Annotated in this window: 15 protein-coding genes and 1 tRNA gene; 3 read left to right on the top strand and 13 right to left on the bottom strand. The window is 53.1% G+C overall.

All coding sequences use genetic code 11. The features are described from left to right. Positions 1 to 52: 52 nt before the first annotated feature. The 6 genes from nusA to IMCC3135_RS11020 all read right to left on the bottom strand — a co-directional run bounded on the left by nusA (position 53) and on the right by IMCC3135_RS11020 (position 10,757). Positions 53 to 1,552 (bottom strand): transcription termination factor NusA, encoded by a 1,500-nt coding sequence (nusA, locus tag IMCC3135_RS11045; RefSeq protein ID WP_088917651.1) that lies wholly within the window; start codon positions 1,550 to 1,552, stop codon positions 53 to 55. Positions 1,553 to 1,646: 94 nt separating this feature from the next. Further along, positions 1,647 to 2,105: a ribosome maturation factor RimP gene (gene rimP / locus IMCC3135_RS11040; protein WP_088917650.1), complete on the bottom strand. Its 459-nt coding sequence runs from the start codon at positions 2,103 to 2,105 to the stop codon at positions 1,647 to 1,649. A gap of 334 nt (positions 2,106 to 2,439) precedes the next feature. Then, positions 2,440 to 4,467, bottom strand: coding sequence for an acetyl/propionyl/methylcrotonyl-CoA carboxylase subunit alpha (locus IMCC3135_RS11035; RefSeq protein ID WP_088917649.1), 2,028 nt, complete (start codon positions 4,465 to 4,467; stop codon positions 2,440 to 2,442). Positions 4,468 to 4,472: 5 nt separating this feature from the next. Next, positions 4,473 to 6,077 (bottom strand): carboxyl transferase domain-containing protein, encoded by a 1,605-nt coding sequence (locus tag IMCC3135_RS11030; protein WP_088917648.1) that lies wholly within the window; start codon positions 6,075 to 6,077, stop codon positions 4,473 to 4,475. Beyond that, a complete protein-coding gene (locus tag IMCC3135_RS11025) occupies positions 6,074 to 7,237 on the bottom strand; it encodes an isovaleryl-CoA dehydrogenase (protein ID WP_088917647.1) in 1,164 nt (387 codons plus the stop codon). Before IMCC3135_RS11025 ends, IMCC3135_RS11030 begins: the two co-directional genes overlap by 4 nt. A 37-nt stretch (positions 7,238 to 7,274) precedes the next feature. Then, entirely contained in the window at positions 7,275 to 10,757 is a 3,483-nt protein-coding gene (locus tag IMCC3135_RS11020) for an indolepyruvate ferredoxin oxidoreductase family protein (protein WP_088921800.1), read from the bottom strand. A gap of 138 nt (positions 10,758 to 10,895) precedes the next feature. Here IMCC3135_RS11020 and IMCC3135_RS11015 point away from each other — a divergent pair, with 138 nt between their 5' ends. Continuing rightward, entirely contained in the window at positions 10,896 to 11,351 is a 456-nt protein-coding gene (locus tag IMCC3135_RS11015) for an Lrp/AsnC family transcriptional regulator (RefSeq protein WP_088917646.1), read from the top strand. 120 nt (positions 11,352 to 11,471) lie between these two features. On the opposite strand, the gene pgm is transcribed toward IMCC3135_RS11015, so the two are convergent. Both pgm and IMCC3135_RS11005 read right to left on the bottom strand, forming a co-directional pair. Next, positions 11,472 to 13,121: a phosphoglucomutase (alpha-D-glucose-1,6-bisphosphate-dependent) gene (gene pgm, locus IMCC3135_RS11010; RefSeq protein ID WP_088917645.1), complete on the bottom strand. Its 1,650-nt coding sequence runs from the start codon at positions 13,119 to 13,121 to the stop codon at positions 11,472 to 11,474. Positions 13,122 to 13,296: 175 nt separating this feature from the next. Then, positions 13,297 to 17,229, bottom strand: a complete 3,933-nt coding sequence (locus IMCC3135_RS11005; protein ID WP_088917644.1) for a CHASE domain-containing protein — start codon at positions 17,227 to 17,229, stop codon at positions 13,297 to 13,299. Positions 17,230 to 17,616: 387 nt separating this feature from the next. On the opposite strand from IMCC3135_RS11005, the gene IMCC3135_RS11000 reads away from it, so the two are divergent. Continuing rightward, positions 17,617 to 18,045 (top strand): response regulator, encoded by a 429-nt coding sequence (locus IMCC3135_RS11000; protein WP_088917643.1) that lies wholly within the window; start codon positions 17,617 to 17,619, stop codon positions 18,043 to 18,045. A gap of 89 nt (positions 18,046 to 18,134) precedes the next feature. On the opposite strand, the gene IMCC3135_RS10995 is transcribed toward IMCC3135_RS11000, so the two are convergent. Further along, a complete protein-coding gene (locus tag IMCC3135_RS10995; protein WP_088917642.1) occupies positions 18,135 to 19,379 on the bottom strand; it encodes a multidrug effflux MFS transporter in 1,245 nt (414 codons plus the stop codon). 247 nt (positions 19,380 to 19,626) lie between these two features. Here IMCC3135_RS10995 and IMCC3135_RS10990 point away from each other — a divergent pair, with 247 nt between their 5' ends. Next, complete coding sequence (locus tag IMCC3135_RS10990) at positions 19,627 to 21,552, top strand: hypothetical protein (RefSeq protein ID WP_088917641.1); 1,926 nt, start codon at positions 19,627 to 19,629, stop codon at positions 21,550 to 21,552. Positions 21,553 to 21,604: 52 nt separating this feature from the next. Here IMCC3135_RS10990 and IMCC3135_RS10985 read toward each other — a convergent pair whose 3' ends face one another. From IMCC3135_RS10985 to IMCC3135_RS10970, 4 genes are all read right to left on the bottom strand, one after another. Continuing rightward, the gene (locus IMCC3135_RS10985; RefSeq protein WP_205738001.1) at positions 21,605 to 21,814 is read right to left on the bottom strand and encodes a hypothetical protein; all 210 of its coding nucleotides are present in this window, start codon (positions 21,812 to 21,814) and stop codon (positions 21,605 to 21,607) included. Between the two features lie 130 nt (positions 21,815 to 21,944). After that, positions 21,945 to 22,424 (bottom strand): acyl-CoA thioesterase, encoded by a 480-nt coding sequence (locus IMCC3135_RS10980; protein WP_088917640.1) that lies wholly within the window; start codon positions 22,422 to 22,424, stop codon positions 21,945 to 21,947. 142 nt (positions 22,425 to 22,566) lie between these two features. Then, a tRNA-Met gene (locus tag IMCC3135_RS10975) sits at positions 22,567 to 22,643 on the bottom strand. A 76-nt stretch (positions 22,644 to 22,719) separates the two neighbouring features. Beyond that, positions 22,720 to 23,706 (bottom strand): hypothetical protein, encoded by a 987-nt coding sequence (locus IMCC3135_RS10970; protein ID WP_157735911.1) that lies wholly within the window; start codon positions 23,704 to 23,706, stop codon positions 22,720 to 22,722. Positions 23,707 to 23,732 lie beyond the last annotated feature (26 nt).

The following is a 23,732-nucleotide window of genomic DNA, read 5'->3' as shown; positions in this document are numbered from 1 at the left end:
CCCGTACGACCGGTCGCCCGGAAGGTGCTACCTGTCTGCGTCTACCAGTTACCTATTCAGTCTCGGCATCGGCAAACCAGCTCTCACGTGCTTTCATGATCAAGGTTGCTGCAAGTTCTTCGTCCATTCCCTGCACAACCATCAGATCATCGACCGACTGATCGGCCAGATCATCTATTGTCAATATTTCATGAGCTGCCATTTCCAACGCCAGCTCTTCACTCATACCTGCCATCGCAATCAGTTCAGCAGTCGGCGTATTGCCTCCCAGCTTCTCTTCAGTAGCAATAGCCCTGGTCAGAAGCGCATCCTGAGCGCGACTTCTCAGCTCGTCAACGATGTCCTCTTCAAACTCTTCAATATCAAGGAGTTCGTCCCGAGGTACATAGGCTACCTCTTCTACGGTGGTAAAGCCTTCCTGAACCAGGATCAAAGCAACTTCTTCATCAACGTCCAACTGGTCGACAAATATCTGCAATGTGACTTTCGATTCTTCTTCGCTCTTTTCTTCCGCCGCGGACTCATCCATGACGTTCAGATTCCAACCCGTCAACTCAGAAGCCAGGCGTACGTTCTGCCCGCCCCGACCGATGGCCAGAGACAACTTGTCGTTTTCTACAGCGATATCCATGCTGCGCTTGTCTTCGTCAACCACTATGCCCTTGACTTCAGCAGGCGACATGGCGTTGATAACAAACTGCGCCGGATTTTCGTTGTACAAAATAATATCAATACGCTCTCCAGCCAGCTCGTTGGAGACTGTCTGAACACGCGAACCACGCATACCAACACATGCACCAACGGGATCCAGACGTGGATCCAGCGATGACACGGCAATCTTGGCCCGTGCACTGGGATCTCTGGCAGCACCGTTGATAACGATAACACCCTGTCCGACTTCCGGCACTTCAAGCTTGAACAGCTCGATCAGAAATTCTGGTGCTGTACGTGTGACGAACAATTGCGGCCCTCTGGGCTCGCTACGCACTTCACGCAAATAACCGCGCAATCGATCACCCGGACGAACGGCCTCTCGCGGGATCATGTCTTCGCGGGATATATAGGCTTCCGCGTTACTTCCCAAGTCCAGATAGACACCGCCGCGCTCAAGACGCTTGACAATACCCATGACCAGCTCGCCAACACGGCTTCGGTAGGCGTCAACCACACGCTCACGCTCAGCTTCGCGAACCTTCTGCACGATAACCTGCTTGGCTGTCTGGGCGGCTATCCGACCAAAATCTACCGAGTCAATCTCTTCTTCAACAAATCCGCCCAGCTCCAGTTCCGGCGCATCATACTGAGCAGCGGAAATTGTAATCTGGCGCAGAGGAAATTCCATTTGGGCATCATCTGCCACAATTTCCCAACAACGATAGGTTGTGTAGTCGCCAGTCTCTCGATCAATGGCTACACGAACTTCGATATCACCACCGTGGCGCTTACGAGTGGCAGATGCCAGAGCCGCTTCGAGTGCTTCAAATATGATGCCCTCGTCAACGCCTTTCTCGTTGGACACCGCATCAACGACGAGCAGGATGTCTTTACTCATTTCAACTGAGCCTCAATACGGAAGAACACACAAATGCGTTCCTGATTAACGTTCACACTATCAATTGGAAAATTCGTGTTCGCCTGCGCAATCATCACGTCAGACGCCCCTTGATATGAGCTTGTTCAATATCGGAAATAGCCAGATCGTAGTCGATCCCATCTACTTCCACAGTTGCCAGACCATCTTTGACAGCAATCAGTGGTCCTTTGAAATTACGTCTGCCACCTACGGCATCAGTCAACTTCACTTTGACTTCCTGGCCGATCTGCGCAGCAAACTGAGGCTCTGTAAACAGAGGCCTGTCGACTCCGGGTGACGACACTTCCAATAAGTAGGCACTTTTGATGGTGTCTTCAACATCCAGCACGGCATTGAGCTGCCGACTGACTGCTGCACAGTCTTCCATGAGGATACCCTCAGGCTTGTCTATGTAGATGCGCAGGGTAGTGCCGTTTTCGGCCTGCCCGAATTCCGCGCCCACAAGCTCGTAACCGAGCCCGGTAACGACCGGTTCGATCACGTTCACTACTTGTGTACTGGCTCGTTGCATGCCTTGAATCCGATTGACTTCTGAAACCTGACCAATGAAAAAGGCTCCCTTGGGAGCCCCTATATCAAACTTGGAGATGACTAACTCGACTGAAACACTTCACAGCCGGCTGGGACAACGCTACTAGTGATGGATACAGAAGTATCCACGCAGGGAGTTCGCTGTCAGCAATTGCACGGATTATAACAGCACGATCTGAACCTCGCCACCGTTTAAACCTTCACAACAACAATCCTTGCTGCAAGGGTGATGCCCAGCGAGCATCAGATAGCGTTAATCTGCACACATTTACCGACCACCCACTTGACAATCAGACAGCCCAAAGCGTCTGAAATCAAGCATCCACAGGCTTTAACCGCAAAAGCTCCATACCCTGCGCCACCTGTTGATCCACTCTCACAGAAATTGTATCAACGACACCATCACGTTCGCAGCATAACTCTTGCTCCATTTTCATGGCCTCCACAATGATGAGCGACTGTCCCGCCTTGACAACCTCTCCTGACACACAATTGACACCGACCACTCGACCCGGCATGGGAGAGGTGATGGTGTCGCCCGCAGGTCCAGATGCACCGGCAAGCCCAGGCACTACCACTGTGAACTGTGCCGCGCATGGCCCTAGCTGCACAGATAGCTCAGCGCCCTGACGGTGCAGGTCCAGTCGGTAATCGCACTCATCGACACGAATACGACCAGCACCGGCGGGCATGACCGTGATTCCAGATTCCGGAAAACCTTCCAGCTCCGGGCAACGCACACACCAACCATCACTACCGTGCAAACCGGCAAGCGCCTGCAATTCGACTGTCAGAAAACTGTCCGGGGCGCCACTCAGAAAACCCTCGGGCAGCTCGATGCGAACCTGTCGTCGCGCTGCACCCCAAATCTGCCAGGATCCCAGCTTGCGAGCCACGGAGCCACTGTCTGCAATGGGTGCAACCTCGCCCATTGCCGCCACAAGACTGGCAGCTGCCACAGCAAGCAAGCCATATGACTGCTCGCTGTACAAAAGATCCGCCAGGTGGCTCTCGATGAAAGAAGTGTCAAAGTGACCGTCAAGCACCTGCGGGTGACTGACCAACTGCCAGAGAAACTCTCTGTTGGTCACAGCCCCCAGAACAACAGAATCCGCCAACTGTCGGGCCAGAGCATTGAAGGCTGTGGTTCGACTGTCAGCATGCGTGATCAATTTAGCCAGCAAAGGGTCGTAATAGGGAAGGACAACATCACCTTCAACCACACCACTATCGGTGCGACCGATGTCCGATAGCTGAAATCGAGCCAGCTCACCCACGGCCGGCAAAAAACCGGTTGCAGGGTTTTCGGCATATAGCCTGGCTTCAACAGCGTGTCCATTTATCTGCAACTCAGATTGTTGTAACGGCAACGCTTCACCAGCGGCTACTCGCAATTGCCAATCCACCAGATCGACACCGGTTATGGCCTCCGTCACGGGGTGCTCCACCTGCAAGCGCGTATTCATTTCCATGAACCAGAAACCATCCGGACGCAGACCCTGACTGCCATCCACAATGAACTCGACTGTCCCGGCCCCTTGATAGTTGATGGCTCGAGCCGCCTTTACCGCAGCATCCGTCATGGCCGCACGCACAGCCGTACTCATACCAGGCGCCGGCGCCTCTTCGATCACTTTCTGATGCCTGCGCTGCAACGAGCAATCTCGTTCAAACAAATGCACAACATTGCCATGAGAATCACCAAACACCTGAACTTCAATATGTCTGGGTGCGGCAACGTATTTTTCTATCAGCACGTGGGCGTCACCAAAACTGGCCTGTGCCTCACGCTGGGCGGCAGCGAGCGCAGCAGGGAAATCCTCGGGCGCATTGACACGCCGCATGCCTTTGCCGCCCCCACCGGCCCGAGCCTTGATCAGAACCGGATAACCGATTGACTGCGCCTCATGCAACAGCAATCCGTCCTCCTGAGACTCGCCGTGATAGCCGGGCACAACAGGCACACCAGCCTCCTGCATCAGCCGCTTGGCTGCATCCTTCAGGCCCATGGCCCGCATCGCCTGGCTGTCAGGGCCGACGAAAATAATTCCGGCCTCGACACAGGCATCCACCAGCGCCGGGTTTTCTGACAAGAATCCATATCCGGGATGAATGGCATCCGCCGAAGTCGCCTTGGCGGCAGCGATGATGCGAGAGATATCAAGATAGCTACTGGCTGCCGCTGCGGCACCGATACAAACAGCCACATCGGCCTGCAGCACATGCTGAGCACCGGCATCAACGTCCGAATAGACCGCAATGGTACGCAGTCCTCGACGTTTCGCAGTGCGAATGATACGGCAGGCTATTTCGCCACGATTGGCGATAAGAAGTGATCGCATGGGGGCTACATCCTGAACACGCCGAAGCGTGTCTCGGGTATGGGAGCATTCAGACTGATGGACAGGCCAAGGCCCAGCACATCGCGAGTGTCACGTGGATCGATTACCCCATCGTCCCACAATCGTGAGGAGGCATAGAGGGGACGTGACTGAGCATCGAACTGATCGACAAAGGGCTGCTTGAACGCCTGGCGTTCAGTATCTCCAAACGGCTTGCCCTGACGCACGATACCAGCCTCTCGAACACTGGCCAGTACATCCGCAGCTTGCTCGCCGCCCATCACGGAAATACGCGCATTCGGCCACATCCACAAGAAACGAGGATCAAAGGCTCTGCCGCACATTCCATAGTTACCGGCACCGTAGGAACCACCGATGATGACCGTCAGCTTGGGAACCGCCGCATTGCTCACAGCCATGACCAGCTTCGCACCATCCTTCGCAATACCACCAGCCTCTGCCGCCTGCCCCACCATGAAGCCGGTGATGTTCTGCAGGAAAATCAGAGGAATGCGGCGCTGACAACATAGCTCCACAAAGTGTGCCCCCTTCAAGGCACTTTCGGAAAAGAGCACACCATTGTTCGCCAATATGCCCACCGGCATACCGTGCAGATGCGCAAACCCGGTGACCAGAGAAGCGCCATACCGAGGTTTGAAGGCATCAAACTCCGAACCATCCACCAGCCGGGCAATCACATCATGAACATCAAACGCCTTGCGCGCATCAGCCGACACGATCCCCAACAATTCATCAGGATCATAAGCAGGCTTGATGACCGGCCGGGTTACCACCGTCTCAGGCTTGCGCTGGTTCAACGTGGCAATGCAATCGCGAGCCAGCTGCAAGGCATGACTGTCGTCCTCGGCAAGGTGATCAGCGACCCCGGATAAGCGGGTGTGAGTATCCCCACCACCCAGAGTCTCAGCGCTGACCACCTCTCCGGTGGCAGCCTTGACCAACGGCGGACCTGCCAGAAAGATAGTGCCCTGCTCTCTGACGATAATGGTCTGATCCGACATGGCCGGAACATAGGCGCCTCCTGCCGTGCACGAGCCCATCACCACCGCTATCTGCGCGATGCCCTTGGCCGACATTGAAGCCTGATTGAAAAAGATGCGCCCAAAGTGCTCGCGATCAGGGAACACCTCATCCTGATTAGGCAGATTCGCACCACCGCTGTCAACCAGATAGATGCAGGGCAGATTGTTCTGTTCGGCAATCGCCTGTGCGCGTAAATGTTTTTTTACCGTCAAGGGATAGTAGGTGCCCCCCTTCACGGTGGCATCATTACAGATGATCATGCAATCCTGACCGCAGACCGGCGCAACCCCTGCAATGATGCCAGCACTAGGCACTTCATCATCGTAGTGACCCCACGCGGCAAACAGGCCAATCTCCAGAAACGCACAATCCGGATCGATCAGCGCAGCGATTCGATCACGAGGCAATAGCTTGCCGCGCGAGACATGTCGTTCGCGCGTGCGCTCATTACCACCCAGACTGACTTGCTGCGCTGCGGTCTCGACCCCTGCAATAGCATCGAGTAGCGCCTGTCGATTTACCTGATACTCGGAGCCATGAGTATCAACCGCAGAATGAAGCTTCACAGAGTCTCCTTGAACAGTTCACGTCCGATCAGCATACGGCGGATTTCACTCGTGCCTGCGCCTATTTCGTACAACTTGGCATCACGCAGCAAGCGGCCTGTCGGGTAGTCATTGATGTATCCGTTTCCACCGAGCGTCTGGATGGCTTCAAGCGCACACCAGGTAGCTTTTTCAGCGGCGTAAAGAATGCAACCCGCTGCATCCTTGCGATTGGTCTCTCCACGATCACACGCGGCAGCCACCGCATAGACATAGGCTCGACAGGCTGTTGTGGTCGAGTACATGTCTGCCAGCTTGCCCTGCATCAGCTGGAACTCTCCAATTGCCTGACCGAACTGCTTGCGATCATGCACATAGGGCACGACGACATCCAGGCAGGCGGCCATGATGCCCAATGGCCCGGCGGCCAGCACGACACGTTCGTAATCAAGGCCCGACATCAGAACATTGACCCCTTTGCCGACGCCACCCAGCACATTGGCAGCAGGCACCCGACAGTTATCAAATACCAGCTCACAGGTATTGGAACCACGCATGCCAAGCTTATCCAGCTTCTGGGCGGTGGAAAAACCGGGCATATCACGCTCGATCAGAAACGCTGTAATCCCACGTGCACCTGCGGCCGCATCGCTCTTGGCATAGACAACCAGGGTACTGGCATCCGGACCATTGGTGATCCACATCTTGTTGCCATTGAGCACATAGTCATCCCCGTCTGCCGTGGCACTCAGCTTCATGGACACCACATCCGAACCCGAACCTGATTCGGACATGGCGAGTGAACCAACCGCCTTGCCCGAGAGAAGATCCGGCAGATACCGGGCCTTCTGTGCAGCCGTACCGTTACGATTGATCTGATTGACACACAGGTTGGAATGGGCGCCATAGGACAGACCTACCGATGCACTGGCACGGCTGATTTCCTCAATCGCCACACAATGAGCAAGATAGCCCATGCCCGCCCCGCCATCCGCCTCAGGGACGGTAATACCATGCAAGCCTATCTCGCCCATGGCCTCCCACAGATCGGAAGGAAAATCATTGCTGCGATCGATTTCCGCTGCCCGTGGAGCAATCTGCTCACGTGCAAACCGGGAAACCATCTCGCGCAGCGCCTCAATCTCCTCGCCCAAACCGAACCGCATTCCAGAATCAAACATGCTTACGACCTCTTGTTTATCGATAGCCTATGCAAAATCACGCTGCACGTCGAGCTGCAGTTTTCTGCTTTGCACCAAACCCGGACAATGCTGCTGAACGAGCAAGCCCAGCCTCGTCCATTGCCTTGTGCTTGACGATACCAAAACCACGAATGGCAACCGATACCGACAAGACCTGCATGGCCAATTCCACATTGTCAGCACTCAGGCCTTCCTGAACCGTATCCATATCCTGCTCGTAGTGCGTTATCCATTCACGCTCGGCACGCCTCTCTGTGGTGTATCCGAACACATCCAATGCCGTTCCACGCAACTTGCTGCCATGCTGCAATAGCTTGAACACTGACAGAATCCAAGTACCAAAGGCTCGTTTCTTCGGTCGACCATCCGTTCCCGTGCCTCCCAGAAATGGCGGTGCAAGATGCAGCTTGACAGCGTATTCCCCCTCGAATGAACGCTCAAGATTCTCACGAAACTCGGGCAATGAATACAAGCGCGCCACTTCATACTCATCCTTGTAGGCCAGCAATCGAGCATATTCGGCGGCCACCTGTAATGGCAAAGTATCATCGAGCCCCAAGGATTCACAATGCAGGCGAAACCGCTCGACACGCTCGCTATATTTTTTGGCCAGGGAGGCACCCTGGTAGGCTGTCAGATGACGCTCTCGGTGAGCCATCAAACCCTCCAGCGTCTTGACATCCAACGCCTTGCTTTCAACCACGGCACTACTTTTCGGCTGCACATCAACGGTAAACAGTGATGGTTCAAGCGCCAGCTTACGCCCCCAATGGAATGCCCGACGGTTGGCCTCCACAGCCACCCCGTTCAAAGCCAGTGCCGCATCCAGAGACTCGAAACTCAATGGCACCAAACCACACTGCCAGGCATACCCGAGCATCATGATGTTCGTTGCAATCGAATCTCCGAGGCGTTGTTCGGCGGCCGAACCAAAGCGATGAAAATGCGAAGCCGATTTCACGTGCTGCGCGACTCGAGCTTCAACGGCACTGTATTTGAAGTCGATATCACGATGCCGTACAAAGCTTGCCACCGGCGCGGTCGTGGTGTTCATGACAGCAGCCGTTCGCTCCGGATCACACAGAACAACACCGTCACGAGAAGCTGCCACGACCGCATCTGCAGCAATCATCAAGTCTGCACTGCCCGCCACGATATGCGGACTGGTGACCATGGAGGGCTCTCGAGCCAGCCGCACATGACTCATCACAGCTCCGCCTTTCTGAGCGAGTCCTGCCATATCCAGAATCATGGAGGCGTGACCATCCATATGTGCAGCCATCCCCAGCAACGCACCAATAGTCAACACACCGGTACCACCCACGCCGGTAATGGCTATGTTCCAGGGCTTATCCGCCAGTGAGGGGATGACCGGTAATGGTAATTGCTCCAGTCCGGCTTCCGGGACCACCACCTTTTTCTTGCGTAGCTGCCCTCCCTCAATCGTGACAAATGAAGGACAGAAACCGTTCAGACAGGAAAAATCCTTATTGCATGAAGACTGGTTGATTTTGCGTTTGCGCCCCATATCGGTGTCAAGCGGCTCGATGGAGACACAGTTGGATTGAACGGAGCAATCACCACAGCCTTCACACACATCGCTGTTGATGACCACGCGACGAGCCGGATCAACCATCAGACCACGCTTGCGACGACGCCGCTTTTCCGCTGCACAAGTTTGAGCATAAATAATTACATTGCAACCCTGGCACTCTCGCAGTGTACGCTGCACCAGATCCAGATCATCCCGATGACGAATCTGTACGCCCGGTGGCAGCTCCTTTGCAGAGAACTGTTCTGGCTCATCACTGACGATGTAGATAGGGGCAATGCCTTCAGCATGCAATTGATGCGCAATTATTTCTGCGGACAACTCTCCATCAACGGTTTGCCCGCCCGTCATGGCAACCGCATCGTTATAGAGAACCTTATAGGTAATATTCACACCCGAAGCTTTCGAGGCCCGTATGGCCAATAGTCCTGAGTGAAAATAAGTGCCGTCACCCAGGTTCACAAAGCGATGCTTTTCATCTGTGTAGTGGCTGATCCCAGTCCAGGGCACACCTTCGCCCCCCATCTGCGTGAAGGTATCCGTATCACGCTCCATCCATTGCACCATGTAATGACAACCGATGCCAGCCATCGCCTTCGAACCTTCCGGCACCTTGGTTGAGGAGTTGTGCGGACAGCCTGAACAGAACCAGGGTTGACGTTCGATCGGAGCCTTGTGGTTCGCCCGCTCATCGGCCCGACGTTGCAGGTAAGCCAGTCGTTCCTGTATACGCTTTTTGAGCGACTCATCAAATGGCAGTAACAGCAGCCGCGTTGCAATGGCACGCGCCACACGCGAGGTGGACAAGGCTGCGGAGAGTGGCAGAAAAGGTCGATCCTTTTCATCGAATTTGCCAATTATGCGTGGCCGGACATCCGGCCGCCAGTTGAACAATTGTTGCTTGATCTGGTTCTCGATGATCTCGCGACGCTCTTCAATAATCAGTACCTCATCCAAACCTTCGGAGAAAGCACGAATACCCGAAGGTTCAAGCGGCCATGGCATGCGCACCTTGTAGAGTCGCAAACCAATTTCACGAGCCTCGGCCTCATGAATACCCAATTCTTGTAGCGCCTGACGAACATCCTCGAACGCCTTGCCTGTGGCAACAATTCCGAAGCGAGCCTGTGGTGAGTCCAGAATGACTCGATCGATCTTGTTGGCCTTGGCGAATGCCAGTGCAGCATAGGCCTTGTGTTCCTGCAGTCGGTCATCCTGTACCAGCGGAGGATCGGGCCAGCGAAGGTTCAATCCGCCCTCTGGCATGTCGAAATCCTCTGGCATGACAAAGGGCTTGAGCTCATCACCCAGGGAGACCACGGCACTGGTTTCTACCGTATCCGATATCACCTTGTAGCCGACCCAGCACCCCGAATAGCGTGACAGGGCTATGCCAAACAAGCCGACTTCAATGAACTCATGAATCGACGATGGATACAGAACCGGCATGACAGCCGCCATGAAAGCATGATCCGACTGATGCGGCAGCGTGGAGGACTTGGCAGAATGATCATCACCTGCCAGACACAGCACACCACCGTGAGCCGAGGAGCCTGCGGCATTGCCGTGTTTGAAAACATCACCACATCGATCAACACCCGGCCCCTTGCCGTACCAGTATCCAACCACGCCGTCCCGATTGGCCTTGGCTGACAGAGGCACTTGCTGGGTACCCCAGATAGCCGTGGCTGCCATGTCCTCGTTGACTCCCGGCTGAAACCGTACATCGTAGGGATCCAGATATTTTTTGGCCCGCTCCAACTGTTGATCATAGGCCCCGAGTGGCGATCCTCGGTAGCCGGTGACAAAAGCGGCCGTATTGAGACCTGCGGCTCGATCGCGTCGGACTTGCGACATGGGTAAACGCACCAGCGCCTGAGTGCCTGTCATAAAGACACTACCGCTTTGCGCTGTGTATTTATCGTCGAGGTTGTGTGATTTACCCATGATTTTCTCCTTAACAATACTTGTCATCAGTTTGCACCCAATTCATAGGAAAAGTGATGCTATTTCACGAAATAAAACCAGACTCACGCATACTGCATCCTACTGAATAATCATATAAAGAAATATTTTCCTAAAACCATGCCAGACTCAATAGATTTGAAACTACTGCGAGTGCTGCAGAGCGAGCCCTCACTAAGCGTTGCCGAACTGGGTGAACGCATCGGCCTTAGCCACACCCCTTGTTGGCGACGTCTGAAGAAGCTGGAAGCGGATGGGTTGATAAGCGGACGTAATGTGGTACTGGATGCCGATGCCCTGGGTCTACATATAACGGTCTTCTGCTTCATCCGCTTGAAGCAACACGATCGAGCCAGCATGGAAGCGTTTGAAGAGGGAGCACGCGCACATCCCAATATTTTGCAGTGCTACACCATGTCTGGTGAACAGGATTATCTATTACGAGTCGTCGCTGGCTCAGTCAAAGCCTACGAAAGATTACTCAAAAAGGATCTTCTGAGCTTGCCGTATATCGGCACGCTAAACTCATCGTTTGCAATGAGCGAGATCAAGAACAGCTCTATCCTGCCAATTTGAAGTTTGGCATCACTCGATACATGACTTGTGATTGGAAGCCACTCGACAGGCTTCTTCGTAGCTGCAGAGACCGCCTGTTATTCAAGCCGGCCTCTGCAATGCAGTGTCAATACAACCGTGTTACTTGCCGATAGCTCGATCCACTACTTTCTGAGCATCATCGAATATGCGCTGCAAGCTTTGCTCGCTTTCAAAGCTTTCGCCGTAAATCTTGTAAATATCCTCGGTGCCTGATGGGCGAGCTGCGAACCAGCCCTTGTCCGTCATGACCTTGATACCTCCGAAGGACTCATCATTGCCCGGCGCTTTAGTCAGCACTCTGGTAATTTTCTCACCCGCCAACTCGGTATCCTGAAGCTGGTCCGCACTGATACTTCCCAGCAACTTCTTTTGCGCCGTGTTTGCAGGTGCATCAACACGATCGGTGAAAGATTCGCCCAGCTCGGCGGTCAGCGTCGCATAATACTCACCAGGATCACGCCCACTACGCGCGGTAATTTCGGCAGCCAGCAGTGCAGTTGCAATACCATCCTTGTCAGTCGTCCAGACACTACCGTCACGACGAAGAAACGATGCTCCGGCACTTTCCTCGCCGCCAAATCCCAGACTGCCGTCCTCCAGTCCCGGTGCAAAATATTTGAAACCGACCGGCACTTCGTAAAGTCTGCGATTCAGACGTTCGACAACACGATCAATCAATGATGTACTGACCACTGTTTTGCCCGCTGCCGCCTTATCTGACCACTGTGGCCGGTTCTGGAACAGATAATCGATGCAAACAGAAAGATACTGATTGGGTTTAAGCAAGCCCGCTCCGCGAGTCACTATGCCGTGCCTGTCGTGATCGGTATCACAGGCAAATGCAATATCAAATTTGTCCTGCACATCAAGCAGACTTTGCATGGCATACGACGAGGATGGGTCCATACGGATACGACCATCCCAGTCCACTGTCATGAAGCGAAAGGTGGGATCTACCCCCTTGTTGATTACCGTCAGATCAAGCCCGTATTGCTCGCCAATGCGCCCCCAGTAGTTCACACCGGCACCACCAAGTGGATCAACGCCTAAATGCAAGCCGGCATCACGCACCAGATCCAGGTCGACAACGTTGACCAGATCGGAGACATAGGCACTCAGGTAGTCATGCCGGTGCGTTGTCGACGCACGCAGCGCCTGGGCGTGTGGCATACGCTTGACATCAGTCAATCCGCCTTCAAGAATGACATTGGCCGCCTGCTCAATCGCTTTGGTAATATCACTACCAGCCGGTCCGCCATGAGTGGGGTTGTACTTGAAGCCTCCATCCTCGGGCGGATTATGTGATGGAGTGATGACAATTCCATCGGCAAGATCTGACGTCCTGCCACGATTATAGGTGAGAATCGCATGAGACAAGGCTGGCGTTGGCGTGTATTCATCGCCTTCGGAGAGCATCACTTCAACCCCGTTGGCCGCCAGCACTTCAAGAGCAGTGATGCAGGCTGGCGTTGAGAGAGGATGGGTATCGATACCCATGAACAACGGACCGGTAATCCGGTTTTGCACACGCCAGTCGCACATTGCCTGCGTAATGGCCAGCACGTGGTGTTCGTTAAACGATGTCTGAAATGAAGAGCCGCGATGACCTGAGGTACCAAAGGCCACACGCTGCGCTGCAATTGAGGGGTCGGGTTGCAGCGTATGGTACGCGGCAATCAGCTTGTCAACGTCGACCAGCATTGATTCCGGTGGCAGCTTGCCGGCCAGAGGACTGATGTTTTGTGCCATGTTGTATTTCCCTGATCACGCCGTTGGTCGGGACACCGAACTTGCGCTTTGGTTATAACGAATTATGAGTCTTTTGGAGTCTCCCTCAGGATTACAGCAGCTCCTGCTCACCTCGTCAAACCTTCAATTCAATCTGATCATGGCATTGGGCGAACCTTTCGGACACTGCCCACCTTCAGGAGGCCTTCAGTATCGGCTTGTCAGACAGGTTCTCGGCAATGTACTCCGTGATGACAGCATTTGTTCTTTCAATCGTCTGAGACAGCATGTCTGCGTGGCCAGCAGCTAACATATCGACACCGTCCACTCGATCAGACTCGACCGCCTTGCACTGTGACCAGACCTCCAATGCCCCTACCGACAGAGAAGATGACTTGAGCCGGTGAGCAAGCTGATCTACCGAGACCCAGTCACCCTGACGGATTGAATTCACCAGTTCATCCCCGACTTTTCCCAGAGATATCAGAAACTCCTCAAGACATTCGACAATGATCTCCCGATCCTGACCTAAAAGACGCGGCAGCACCTTCGGATCAAACTCCTTGATCTCGCCAGTATTGAATTGAATCGCTTCCGCCTGCTCAATTACCACACCCTCGGAACACACCAGATGGCGATCAACAGCATCTTTCAAGGTGTATAACTGCAGTGGTTTGGTCAAATATCCATCGACACCCGCATCGGCTGCTCGTTTTGGTTCGCCACTCATCGCATTAGCCGTCAAGGCGACAATCGGAATTCGGCTGCCCTTTGATTCCTCCTTTCTGATAGCCCGTGTCAGTGAATAGCCATCCATAACGGGCATGTGCAAGTCTGTCAACACCAGACCGTATTGCCGGTCACGCCACATTTTCAATGCCTGCTTTCCGTTGTTGGCAAAATCGGCAGTGAAGCCCAGCAATTTCAACTGTCGCTGCACGACCATCCGGTTTACCGAGTCATCTTCGACGACCAGAATCAGACTACCTGCGGCCATGGCCTCTTCCACAGACAAAGGAACCTGCTCCACCGTCATGCTCGCTTCAGCATGAGCATGCAGAATCCCAGGTGAAGCGCGACCTATGGAGATCGCAACTGCCTCTATCAGAGTACTTCTTCGCAGCGCATTGTAGTCGACCACAACCGCACTGATGTAGTTGTTGTGCTCCCCGTAGATCAGGGATACGCGCCTCATATCAATCCCCAGAGTGCTCTCGTTACTACTGAGCACTACATGACCCGTATCAGCGGGCAAGGACCATTCCGAACCGATGTCCGATTGCTTCAAATGTGCGGCTGAATGCAGAATCACAACCGGACTACCCAGCGTTGCCACTGTTTCGACAGCCGCCAGAAAATCATCCACACGATGTACGCTTGCCCTGTCAGATTCCAGGTACACCGTGATATCCGAGGTGTCGTATTCATCAGAGTCAATCAGAATACAGCTGACGCCATCCAGAGCTTTGTCACTGCCAGTTGATTCCTTGTCAGGCAACGCCTCCAGCGGCAACATGACGGTGAATCTGGACCCCCGACCCAGCTCACTTTCCACCAATATCTCGCCTTCCATGATGGCAACTATCCGCTTACATATCGCAAGCCCAAGACCGGATCCGCCGAAGCGCCGTGTGATGGATGATTCCGCCTGCACAAAGGATTCAAAGATATGCTCAACGGTATCAGAGGACATGCCAACACCATTGTCCAGGACATCCAGCTGAAGGATCAGGGGCTGGCTCTGCTTCACAGCTGCCCGCACCTTCACCTGCCCTTGCCGATCAACCTGGTTGCCGCTGAATTTGATCGCGTTACCAATCAGGTTGGTCATCACCTGACGAATACGAGTGATATCTGTCAACACGCACTCTGGCATCTCCGGGTCGATATACAAAGTCAATGTGACATGGCTCTTTCTTGCCAGCGGCACCGTCGCTCGGGTGACATTCTCTACCAGTTCGGTCAGATTGACTTCTGTTTTTTCCAGCTCGAAGTGGCCTGCTTCAATTTTCGAAAAATCCAGGATATCGTCAATTATTCCCAACAAGGAGAATGCCGAGTCCAGCACCATTTGCAGGGATTTCCTCAGCTCCACATCCAGCGATTCGTTCATCAGCACTTCGACCATCCCCACGACACCATTCATGGGAGTTCGAATCTCATGACTCATCGCTGCAAGAAAGGATGACTTTGCAAGGTTGGCATTCTCAGCCAGCTGCTTGGCAATCTCCAATTGCTGATTAGCTTCCTCCAGACTTGTAGTTCTTTGCAAAACCCGGCTTTCAAGTTCCAAATTCATGGTCTTGACCCGATCTTCGCTGACCTTCAATTGAGTGATATCAGTAGCAACAGTCAGTACAATCAGCTCAGAACTCTCGTTGGATCCTATGGGTAGTTTGCCAATACTGAACCAGTGCATTTCTCCATTGAACGCCGACTTCTGCCTGACTGAATTCAGCTCGGTGCCTTCATCAATGACGACCAGATTTTCGCGTCTTTCACTATCATCGTCCGAAAGCCCGTTCAGCATCTCCATACTGCCATTGGCGATCAATTCCTCTGGCGATATTCCATAAACAATCTCGGAATACGCCTTGTTGGCCAATACATAATTTCCATTTCGATCTCTGGCATTGATCAGGTTCGGGATATTATCAATAACATCGCGCAGAAAGTTCTGCTGTCGCTTGATATTTTCCAGCGCGTATTTATGCTCGGTTATGTCCCGCAGTGAAATAACAGCACCTGATTTCCGACCATCCCTGTCTGGCAACGGCCCACCGGTCGCGAGCACGTATCGTAGCGGCTGCCCCACTGAAATAATGCAGATCTCTTCATCCCTTATTATCTCTCCTGCAGCCGCTCGCAAGAGAGGGCTTTTGCCGGGTTGAATCTGCGTCACCCCATCCTTTTCGAATAGCGTGGTTCGCCCCGCTTCAATCAGATCATCAGGAGTGCCAGACGGCACGCCAAACCACTCCCGCGATTTCTTGTTGAAAATGATGCCCTTGTGATTCGCATCGCAGGCTGCCACACCACCCGCCAGATTTTCCAGAAGTACCGAATTTATATCTTCCTGTTTGCGTAGCTCAACCGTTCTTTGCTCCACCCTCCTTCTGGCTGACAGTAGCATCCACGCAACAATAGATAACAGCAGACTCAGAGTAAAACCAGCTGCCAGTAATACCCAGGGAAGCACAGAGTCAGTCGTTTTCGTGAACAACGGGGTTGATGAGTATTTGATATGCCAGGGTCGACCTGCGATCTGAAGTATCCTGGAGGCTTGAAATTGAGGTGGAACACCTTGACGATCAAACTGGAGTTGTACCTCTCCGTCATAGAGGATGGATTTTTCAAACTCTGATGATTTGTCGTATATCTGAAAGCTGATCGTTGAAAAACCGGGCAGTAATATGCCCTTCATCAGGTCATTGGCACGAAAGGCGCTGTAAACAAAACCCGACAAGTTAGTGCGTCTCTTAGAGACTGTCGTGGGTGTTTCGTCGGTTGAATACACCGGCAGGTAGAGCAGAAAACCAGCCTGCTTGTTCGACGATATTTCCTGCACTAGCTCAAGCTTGCCTGACAAGGCAGCCTCACCACTATCTCTTGCACGCTCCATCGCCAAACGACGTGTATCTTCTGAATACATGTCGAACCCAAAAGCCTTTTTGTTCCTGTAGTCAAACGGCTCCAGAAAAACCACTGCGGTATATTCGTCACGATTCCCGGCAGGTGTTACCGAGTAGTCCGGAAACCCCTGGGCCACCATCCGTTTCTCATGTGAGACGAGATCTCTGCTCGATCCTATCCACTCACTGAATCCAACCCCCTGAATGCCCGGAAAATATTTGGGAAGATTCAATCCATTGACATAGTGATACCACTCGCGACGATTGACGTACTCGGAACCGTAGAACAACCCGACTCCACCACGCAAAACCTGAGCATAGGTATCAAAGCGCGACTGTATCTGATCTTGAAGATAGTTGGTTTCCAGCTCGAACCGCCCGCGAGACTGGCTTTCAAGCGTTTCACGAGCAAAATGCCAACCAACGACTGTCATGGTACCTAGCAGGATGAATATACCCACCGGTATAAACAGTTTTCGGGCACTGAATTCTGACATGGTTCGCTTCCGTCGCTACCTGGCTTCAATAAGCGAAAAACCTATTCGTTAAATAGCATCGCTAAAGCGTTTGTACCTAGTCGTTAGCATTTGATATGCCTGCCCCCTTATGGTTCAATCACTTACAGGCTCCGAATGGTTAGATTATTGTTTTGCAACTGTTACAAAGCTAACCTTCAACACCTCAAGACGGGCCAGTTCACGCTGTAATTACGGACACTGCGATAAGCCCGTCACACAAATGCATTTCATAGAGATTGTTCACTGTTTCATTCCTGAAACAATTCTGATTGTCATCCGATAGCTGATTGAGCGGGTGAAATCACACGACTCACAAGGAAGAGAAGCAGCCTGAGCAAGGCTTTTTCAAGGTCATTGGAGGCCACAATGCATATTGAACACACTGATGAGAGTTCGACTCAACGACGTCCAAACGTTTGCCTGATTGACGATGACGACATCATGCTGTCGCTTTTTACACGCATCATTCAACGTAGTGGTTGTGATGTAGAGGCCGCCAAAGGCCCCAAAGAGGCAATGGCAGCCCTTTCATCAACCACCTTTGATCTGGTCATCTGCGACCTCAGAATGCCCGACATGAGTGACGGCGAAGAACTACTGGGCATCATCCATAAATCATTTCCGCAGCTCTCGATTGTCATGATGTCCTGTGATGTACCCAGTGAGGTCCATGAACGACTCATCGCAGCAGGTGCCAGCGACTGCGTCACCAAGCCCATAACCGTTGCGACAGTGTCGACTCTGATCAACACTCTGAACAATCCTGAGTTATGCCGCTTGCCTGATGCTTCCTGATTCTCCTGCACATCGATTTCCCAGACCCGAATGCCTGAAACACTGACAAGCATTCAGCACTGACAAGTGCTCAGCAAGTCCCGCTTGCACTACCTCTCAACGGGCGCCTCATGCAGCGGCTGAAACAACCGCCCTTCCGTTATCAGCACAACAACGATTGCTGATGCACTGAGCAAGGCAAAGGCACCGATCAGGGGTAAGGTTGTGCCATCAAAGGCCTGACCAATCAGAAACCCCAGCACCGCGGCTCCTACCGTTGTGATACAGCCTTGAACCGATGATGCCGTACCCGCAATATGACCTACCGGCTCCATTGCCATGGATCCAAAATTGGGAGCTGTCAGTCCAAAACAGAACATGATGGCCGACTGCAGTACGACAAATGTGTAGAGATTCTGATAACCCAGCGTCTCCAGCAAAATTCCCAGCAACGCACATACCAGCATCCCGCACATTGCCGAATGAGATACAAGGCGAGTTCCCAGACGCTCCACAACCCGTGAATTGACAAAGGAGGCTATCGCCATACTGATGGCTGTCACTGCAAAATAGACGGTAAACAGTGCCTCTACCTGGAATACATCGGCAAAAATCTGCTGTACCGACGCGATATAGCCAAACAAGGGGCCCAGAACCAGTGTCATGGCAATGGAATATCCGATGGACTGCCGCGTTGTGGTAACCACTTTAAAAGCAGTCAGTACACGTTTCATCGACAGAGGCAATCGATATTCAGGATGCAGAGTTTCTGGCAGACGCACCCATGCAAATGCGGTCAATCCAACTGCAAACAATGCCAGACCCAGAAATATCCAGTGCCAGCTAACAAACAGCATGATGCCTTGCCCAATGGCTGGCGCCAGCACAGGTACAGTCAGAAAGATGATGAAGGCCAGCGACATGACTTTGGCCATCTGCCTGCCCGAGTAGCAATCACGCACAATGGCAACCACCAGCACGCGGGTCGCAGCCGACCCGGCGCCCTGCAGAAAACGCGTAACGACAACGCCATCGAAAGTGCTGACAAAGACAGTAACAATGCTGAAAAAAGCGTAGACCGATACACCGAATAACAAAACCGGACGACGTCCGAAGCGATCAGACAAAGGACCGTAGAACAGCTGAAAGATACCGAAGCCAAGGAAATAGGCGGTAATCACCCACTGCCTGTCATTGGGATCCGTAACACCCAGCTCATCTCCGATTGCCGGCAGTGCTGGCAACATGGTGTCCACCGCCAAGCCGTTGAGGGCCATGAAGCCTGCCATCAGAGTCACGAACGCAGCAAAGCTAAGCCCGGGATGTGGCAATTTGGCAGTGTTTTGGGTAGTCATGGTGAGGCCTTGTCAATAACAGCGAAATAGTGCGCACCCTAACGGTGCTTGTCAAGCCACTTTCAGGGTCATCACAAGCGCAATGATCGAAGAGCAACATCCCCTTGTATAGTTGGCTTGTCAGGCTAACGACAGGCAAATGCGCGCTACACTTTAGCGTGTAAAGCCTCTGCTCCCCCCCCACAACAGATTGTCGGCGCCTTCATCAACAAGGCGCAGGGCAAGCGCATGACCCTCTATCAGAAGCATGAAATCTGTCCCCGATTTACCCCAGGTACTGGTCGGACCCTTGTTGCGACATGTGCATACCGACAGACTATTGTTGTGGCTGATTACGACCCGCCCCACCACCTGGCGATTTCGCCTGCATTACGCAAACAGTCCGCTTCAGGAACGTGACCTGACGACTGAGGAGCAAACAGAGTTGCCCATTGGCAAGCATGCGTTTATCCAGTTACTCGATATTCGCGCCGATACTCCGTGGCCAACAGATTGCATACTGCATTACGACCTTGCTTTTGAGGGCAAGAGCAACTGGCGATGGATCAGCAACTGGGCACCTCACCTGTGCCACGAGGGGCAGCGGTCACCGCATATGGTGATCAAGAGTCACATCGATCGCATTCTGCACGGCTCTTGTCGAAAACCACACCATCCAGCCGTTGACGGACTGCGTCGTGTTGATGCCGAAATAAGAGCCTGTGGAACGTCCAGCGAAAACAGACCCGCATTGCTGATGATGAGTGGCGACCAGGTTTATGTGGATGATGTAGCTGGCCCCATGCTATATGCCATCCATCAACTTGGTGACCGGCTCGGATTGATCGATGAGGTCATCAGCGGTGCTGTTATCGATAGTGGTGCCGCTTTGATGCAACACGAACATACTTATTACGGGCGGACTCGCCTGCTGCCGAACACCAGATCCAATGCCACGTTAATTGACCGGTTCTTCGGTGGCGCACGCAAACCTGTTTTCACGACCGCCAGCGCAGAGAATCACCTGGTTTCGTTATCGGAGATGCTGGCCATGTACCTGCTGGTCTGGTCCCCTATTCCCTGGAGCTTAGTGGACATAAAAGAACCCGACCTGCCGCAACCTTTACTCAAACGTTATCAGCGCGAAACCGATCACATCAACAAATTCGTGGCAGGCCTTCCGGAAGCCGCACGTGCACTGTGTCATGTGCCTGGCTATATGATGTTCGATGATCATGACATTACCGATGACTGGAACCTGTCCTTGTTATGGGAACAGACTGCCTACGAGCACCCGTTTTCACGACGCATAGTTGGCAACGCCCTGATCGCTTATGCACTGTGCCAAGGCTGGGGCAATGGCCCCGCGTCTCTGTCCCAGATCATGCCTGACTGTGAAAACGTACTTCGACAAGCAGCCTATAACCAGCGACGCCTTAGCCCCGACTTACAAGACGCACTGATCAACAAGCTGCTGGATTTTCGCGGCTGGCAGTACACCCTGGCGACAACACCTCCCGTCGTGGTACTCGACACCCGCACTCACCGCTGGCGCCGCCCTGACAAACCCTCCCGACCATCAGGACTTATGGATTGGGAAGCACTGAGCGACTTCCAGCATCATATTCTGGATCATTCCGCCGTCATCGTCGTCTCACCCGCCCCCGTATTCGGTGTCAAGATCATCGAGATCGTCCAGCGAATCTTCACATTCTTCGGCCAGTCACTGATGGTTGATGCCGAGAACTGGATGGCCCATCACGAAGCCGCCACGGTCATGCTCAGTATCTTCGATCATCGTCGAACCCCGCAGACCTTCGTCTTGCTATCCGGCGATGTGCACTACTCCTTCGCCTACGATGTCCATCTGCGTCACCAGCAGAATTCACCCGATATCTGGCAGATCACCAGCAGTGGCATCAAGAACGAGTTTCCAGCAACATTGCTTGAATGGCTGGACCGCCTGAACCGATGGCTGTTCGCACCCTGGTCGCCGCTGAATCTGCTGACCCAGCGGCGATCATTCCACATCTACCCTCGCCTGCCCGAAGGGCGTAATGCTGGCGAGCGGCTGTGGAACCATTCGGGAATCGGCGATGTACAGCTGGACCGGGCGGGAAGACCAGTGCGTATACGCCAGCTGAATGCAGACGACGGAGAAACCGAATTCAGACAAGGGCGTCTGAAAGAGTGAAAGACCCCATCCTTCATATACATAGATATCGCTCTGAGCCGTTTCACCCAACTCATCCAGATAGTTGGAATAGCTGAAACCATGCACCCACCCATTCAGTGTCTGTTTCAAGCAAGGGGTAATCGAGCCCTTCTAATGGTGATCCTGCGGTTTCGTCCGCCTTGTGCAGTACGACCTGGACAAGACCTGTCATAGAGGTCTCGATAGCAGTTCCTGACAGCTCTGAATCACCTTGAGCTGCGTGCGGATCAGCAGCACTCAACAGCGCACCTTCAACAGCCAGAGATCTACTGCCACACCTGCTCTTTCAATGTGCATTGAACACATTCACGCACTTACCCGGTGCGAGGTATCCTGCAACACTGAACAACAGCACCACGCATCACTGATGCCTACTTACTCTCCTCAGACGCCTGTCGCATTTCCTGTTCGAAACGCAGCCTGAGCTCCTTGCGTGCCTTGGCGGCTCGTTGGCGTTGCTGCTCAACCGGCAATGATATCTGTAAGGGTGGCACTTTGACGGGCTTGCCATCATCGTCAACAGCAACCATCGTGAAATAGCACGAATTGGTATGACGCCGCACGCCCTTGCGGATGTCTTCCGCTTCGACCCGAATACCGATCTCCATAGACGTACGCCCGGCGTGATTCACGCTAGCCCGGAAAGTCACCAGTTCTCCAACGTTGATCGCCTGCTTGAAAGTTACCTGATCAACTGACAAGGTCACAACATACATACCGGAAAACCGGGAGGCACAAGAGAACGCCACTCGATCAAGCAAGTTCAGTAGAGCGCCACCATGGACCTTGCCGCTAAAGTTCGCCATATCCGGCGTCATCAGCACGGTCATCTCCAATTGACGTGAATCCATTACCACTCCTTGACCGAACAGATTGTTATCTCAATCGCCAGTCTGTTGTATATCGAACAAGGAACCGGTGATGATGACCGGACATTTTCATCAGACACAAAAAAGCCGCAGTTAAGCGGCTAAATTGACTGTCATCACTAATTGGTAGCGGGGGTAGGATTCGAACCTACGACCTTCGGGTTATGAGCCCGACGAGCTGCCAGACTGCTCCACCCCGCACCTGTGCTGACCCGAAGAAGTATATCGCGTTAAAGTCGTCTTCACAACCTTTGGCATCAAATAATTCGATTTATTTTCACATTGCCTCTGTTTCTGTGACCTCCATCACTTGATGGAAGACAATACCGTCCTTTACGTCCACACGCGAATAGACACGAGAGTAACGAACGCGAATAGCGACACTCGAATCATCTCCCGATTCTTCAGGTTCCAATGCCTCAACAACCAGATCCGGCAATTCAAAAGCACCGTCATCTTCGACCCAACAGCTAACCGGGTACTCCAGGAACTCACCTGATTTGTCAAAGGCCATGAAATCGATCTTCACATGGTCCGACTGATTGAGCGGGATCCAGCTGAAGTCCGATTCTGCCGTGATCAACTGCGAAGAATCGGGTAATAAACGCACCACCGGCTCTGGTTCAAATACCGAATAGGCCGCCACCGTTGGAAACGCCCCACCCGGGATGGAGAGTGTTGCTCCATCTGGCAGTGTTCCAGACAGTTCATCTTGCGGGCCGTACATGAACTGTCCATCTGACAGCCGTGTTCTAGGCATCGAAAACTGCGGACCTGAAGCTGTATTGAAAACGACCGAAGTGCCCCCGTCGATAACTCCAGGGGGAGGATTGCCCAGATCCAGGCTCTCTTCATCCAGCGAGTCTCGAATCAGACAGGAATCCAGGCTTTCACTAAAAAACCGAATATGCGCTGACACAGGAAAATCTTCGGCATAGCGCGTCAGTTCTACCGAGAAAGTAGCCGTAGTTGATGTGTTGCGAAACTGACGAATAGAGACAAGCCATGGAGACACTGTTTGCGAGGCATCAAGTTCGTCAAGTCCAGTCACGATCATCCCGGCGGGATCATCCCCTTCGCTATCAGCGGGATACCGGCTGGAGACAGCCATATCAAACCCGGCCTCAGTATCGCTATCTGGCTCTGTATCGACCTCTGATTCACCCTCCGAGCATCCGACTAGCAACAGGATGCCCAACAATCCTGGCAACAAGTGGCTAACCCCCCGAACCTGTCCTGCAGCATTTGAATGTCTACGCTCCATGTGAGCTTCCTGTGTAACCGGATTAC

It is taken from the genome of Granulosicoccus antarcticus IMCC3135 (genome assembly GCF_002215215.1).
GTDB classification, from domain to species: domain Bacteria; phylum Pseudomonadota; class Gammaproteobacteria; order Granulosicoccales; family Granulosicoccaceae; genus Granulosicoccus; species Granulosicoccus antarcticus.
The sequence above is the reverse complement of the archived record's forward strand: the minus strand, read 5'-3'. Positions and strand labels throughout refer to the sequence as shown.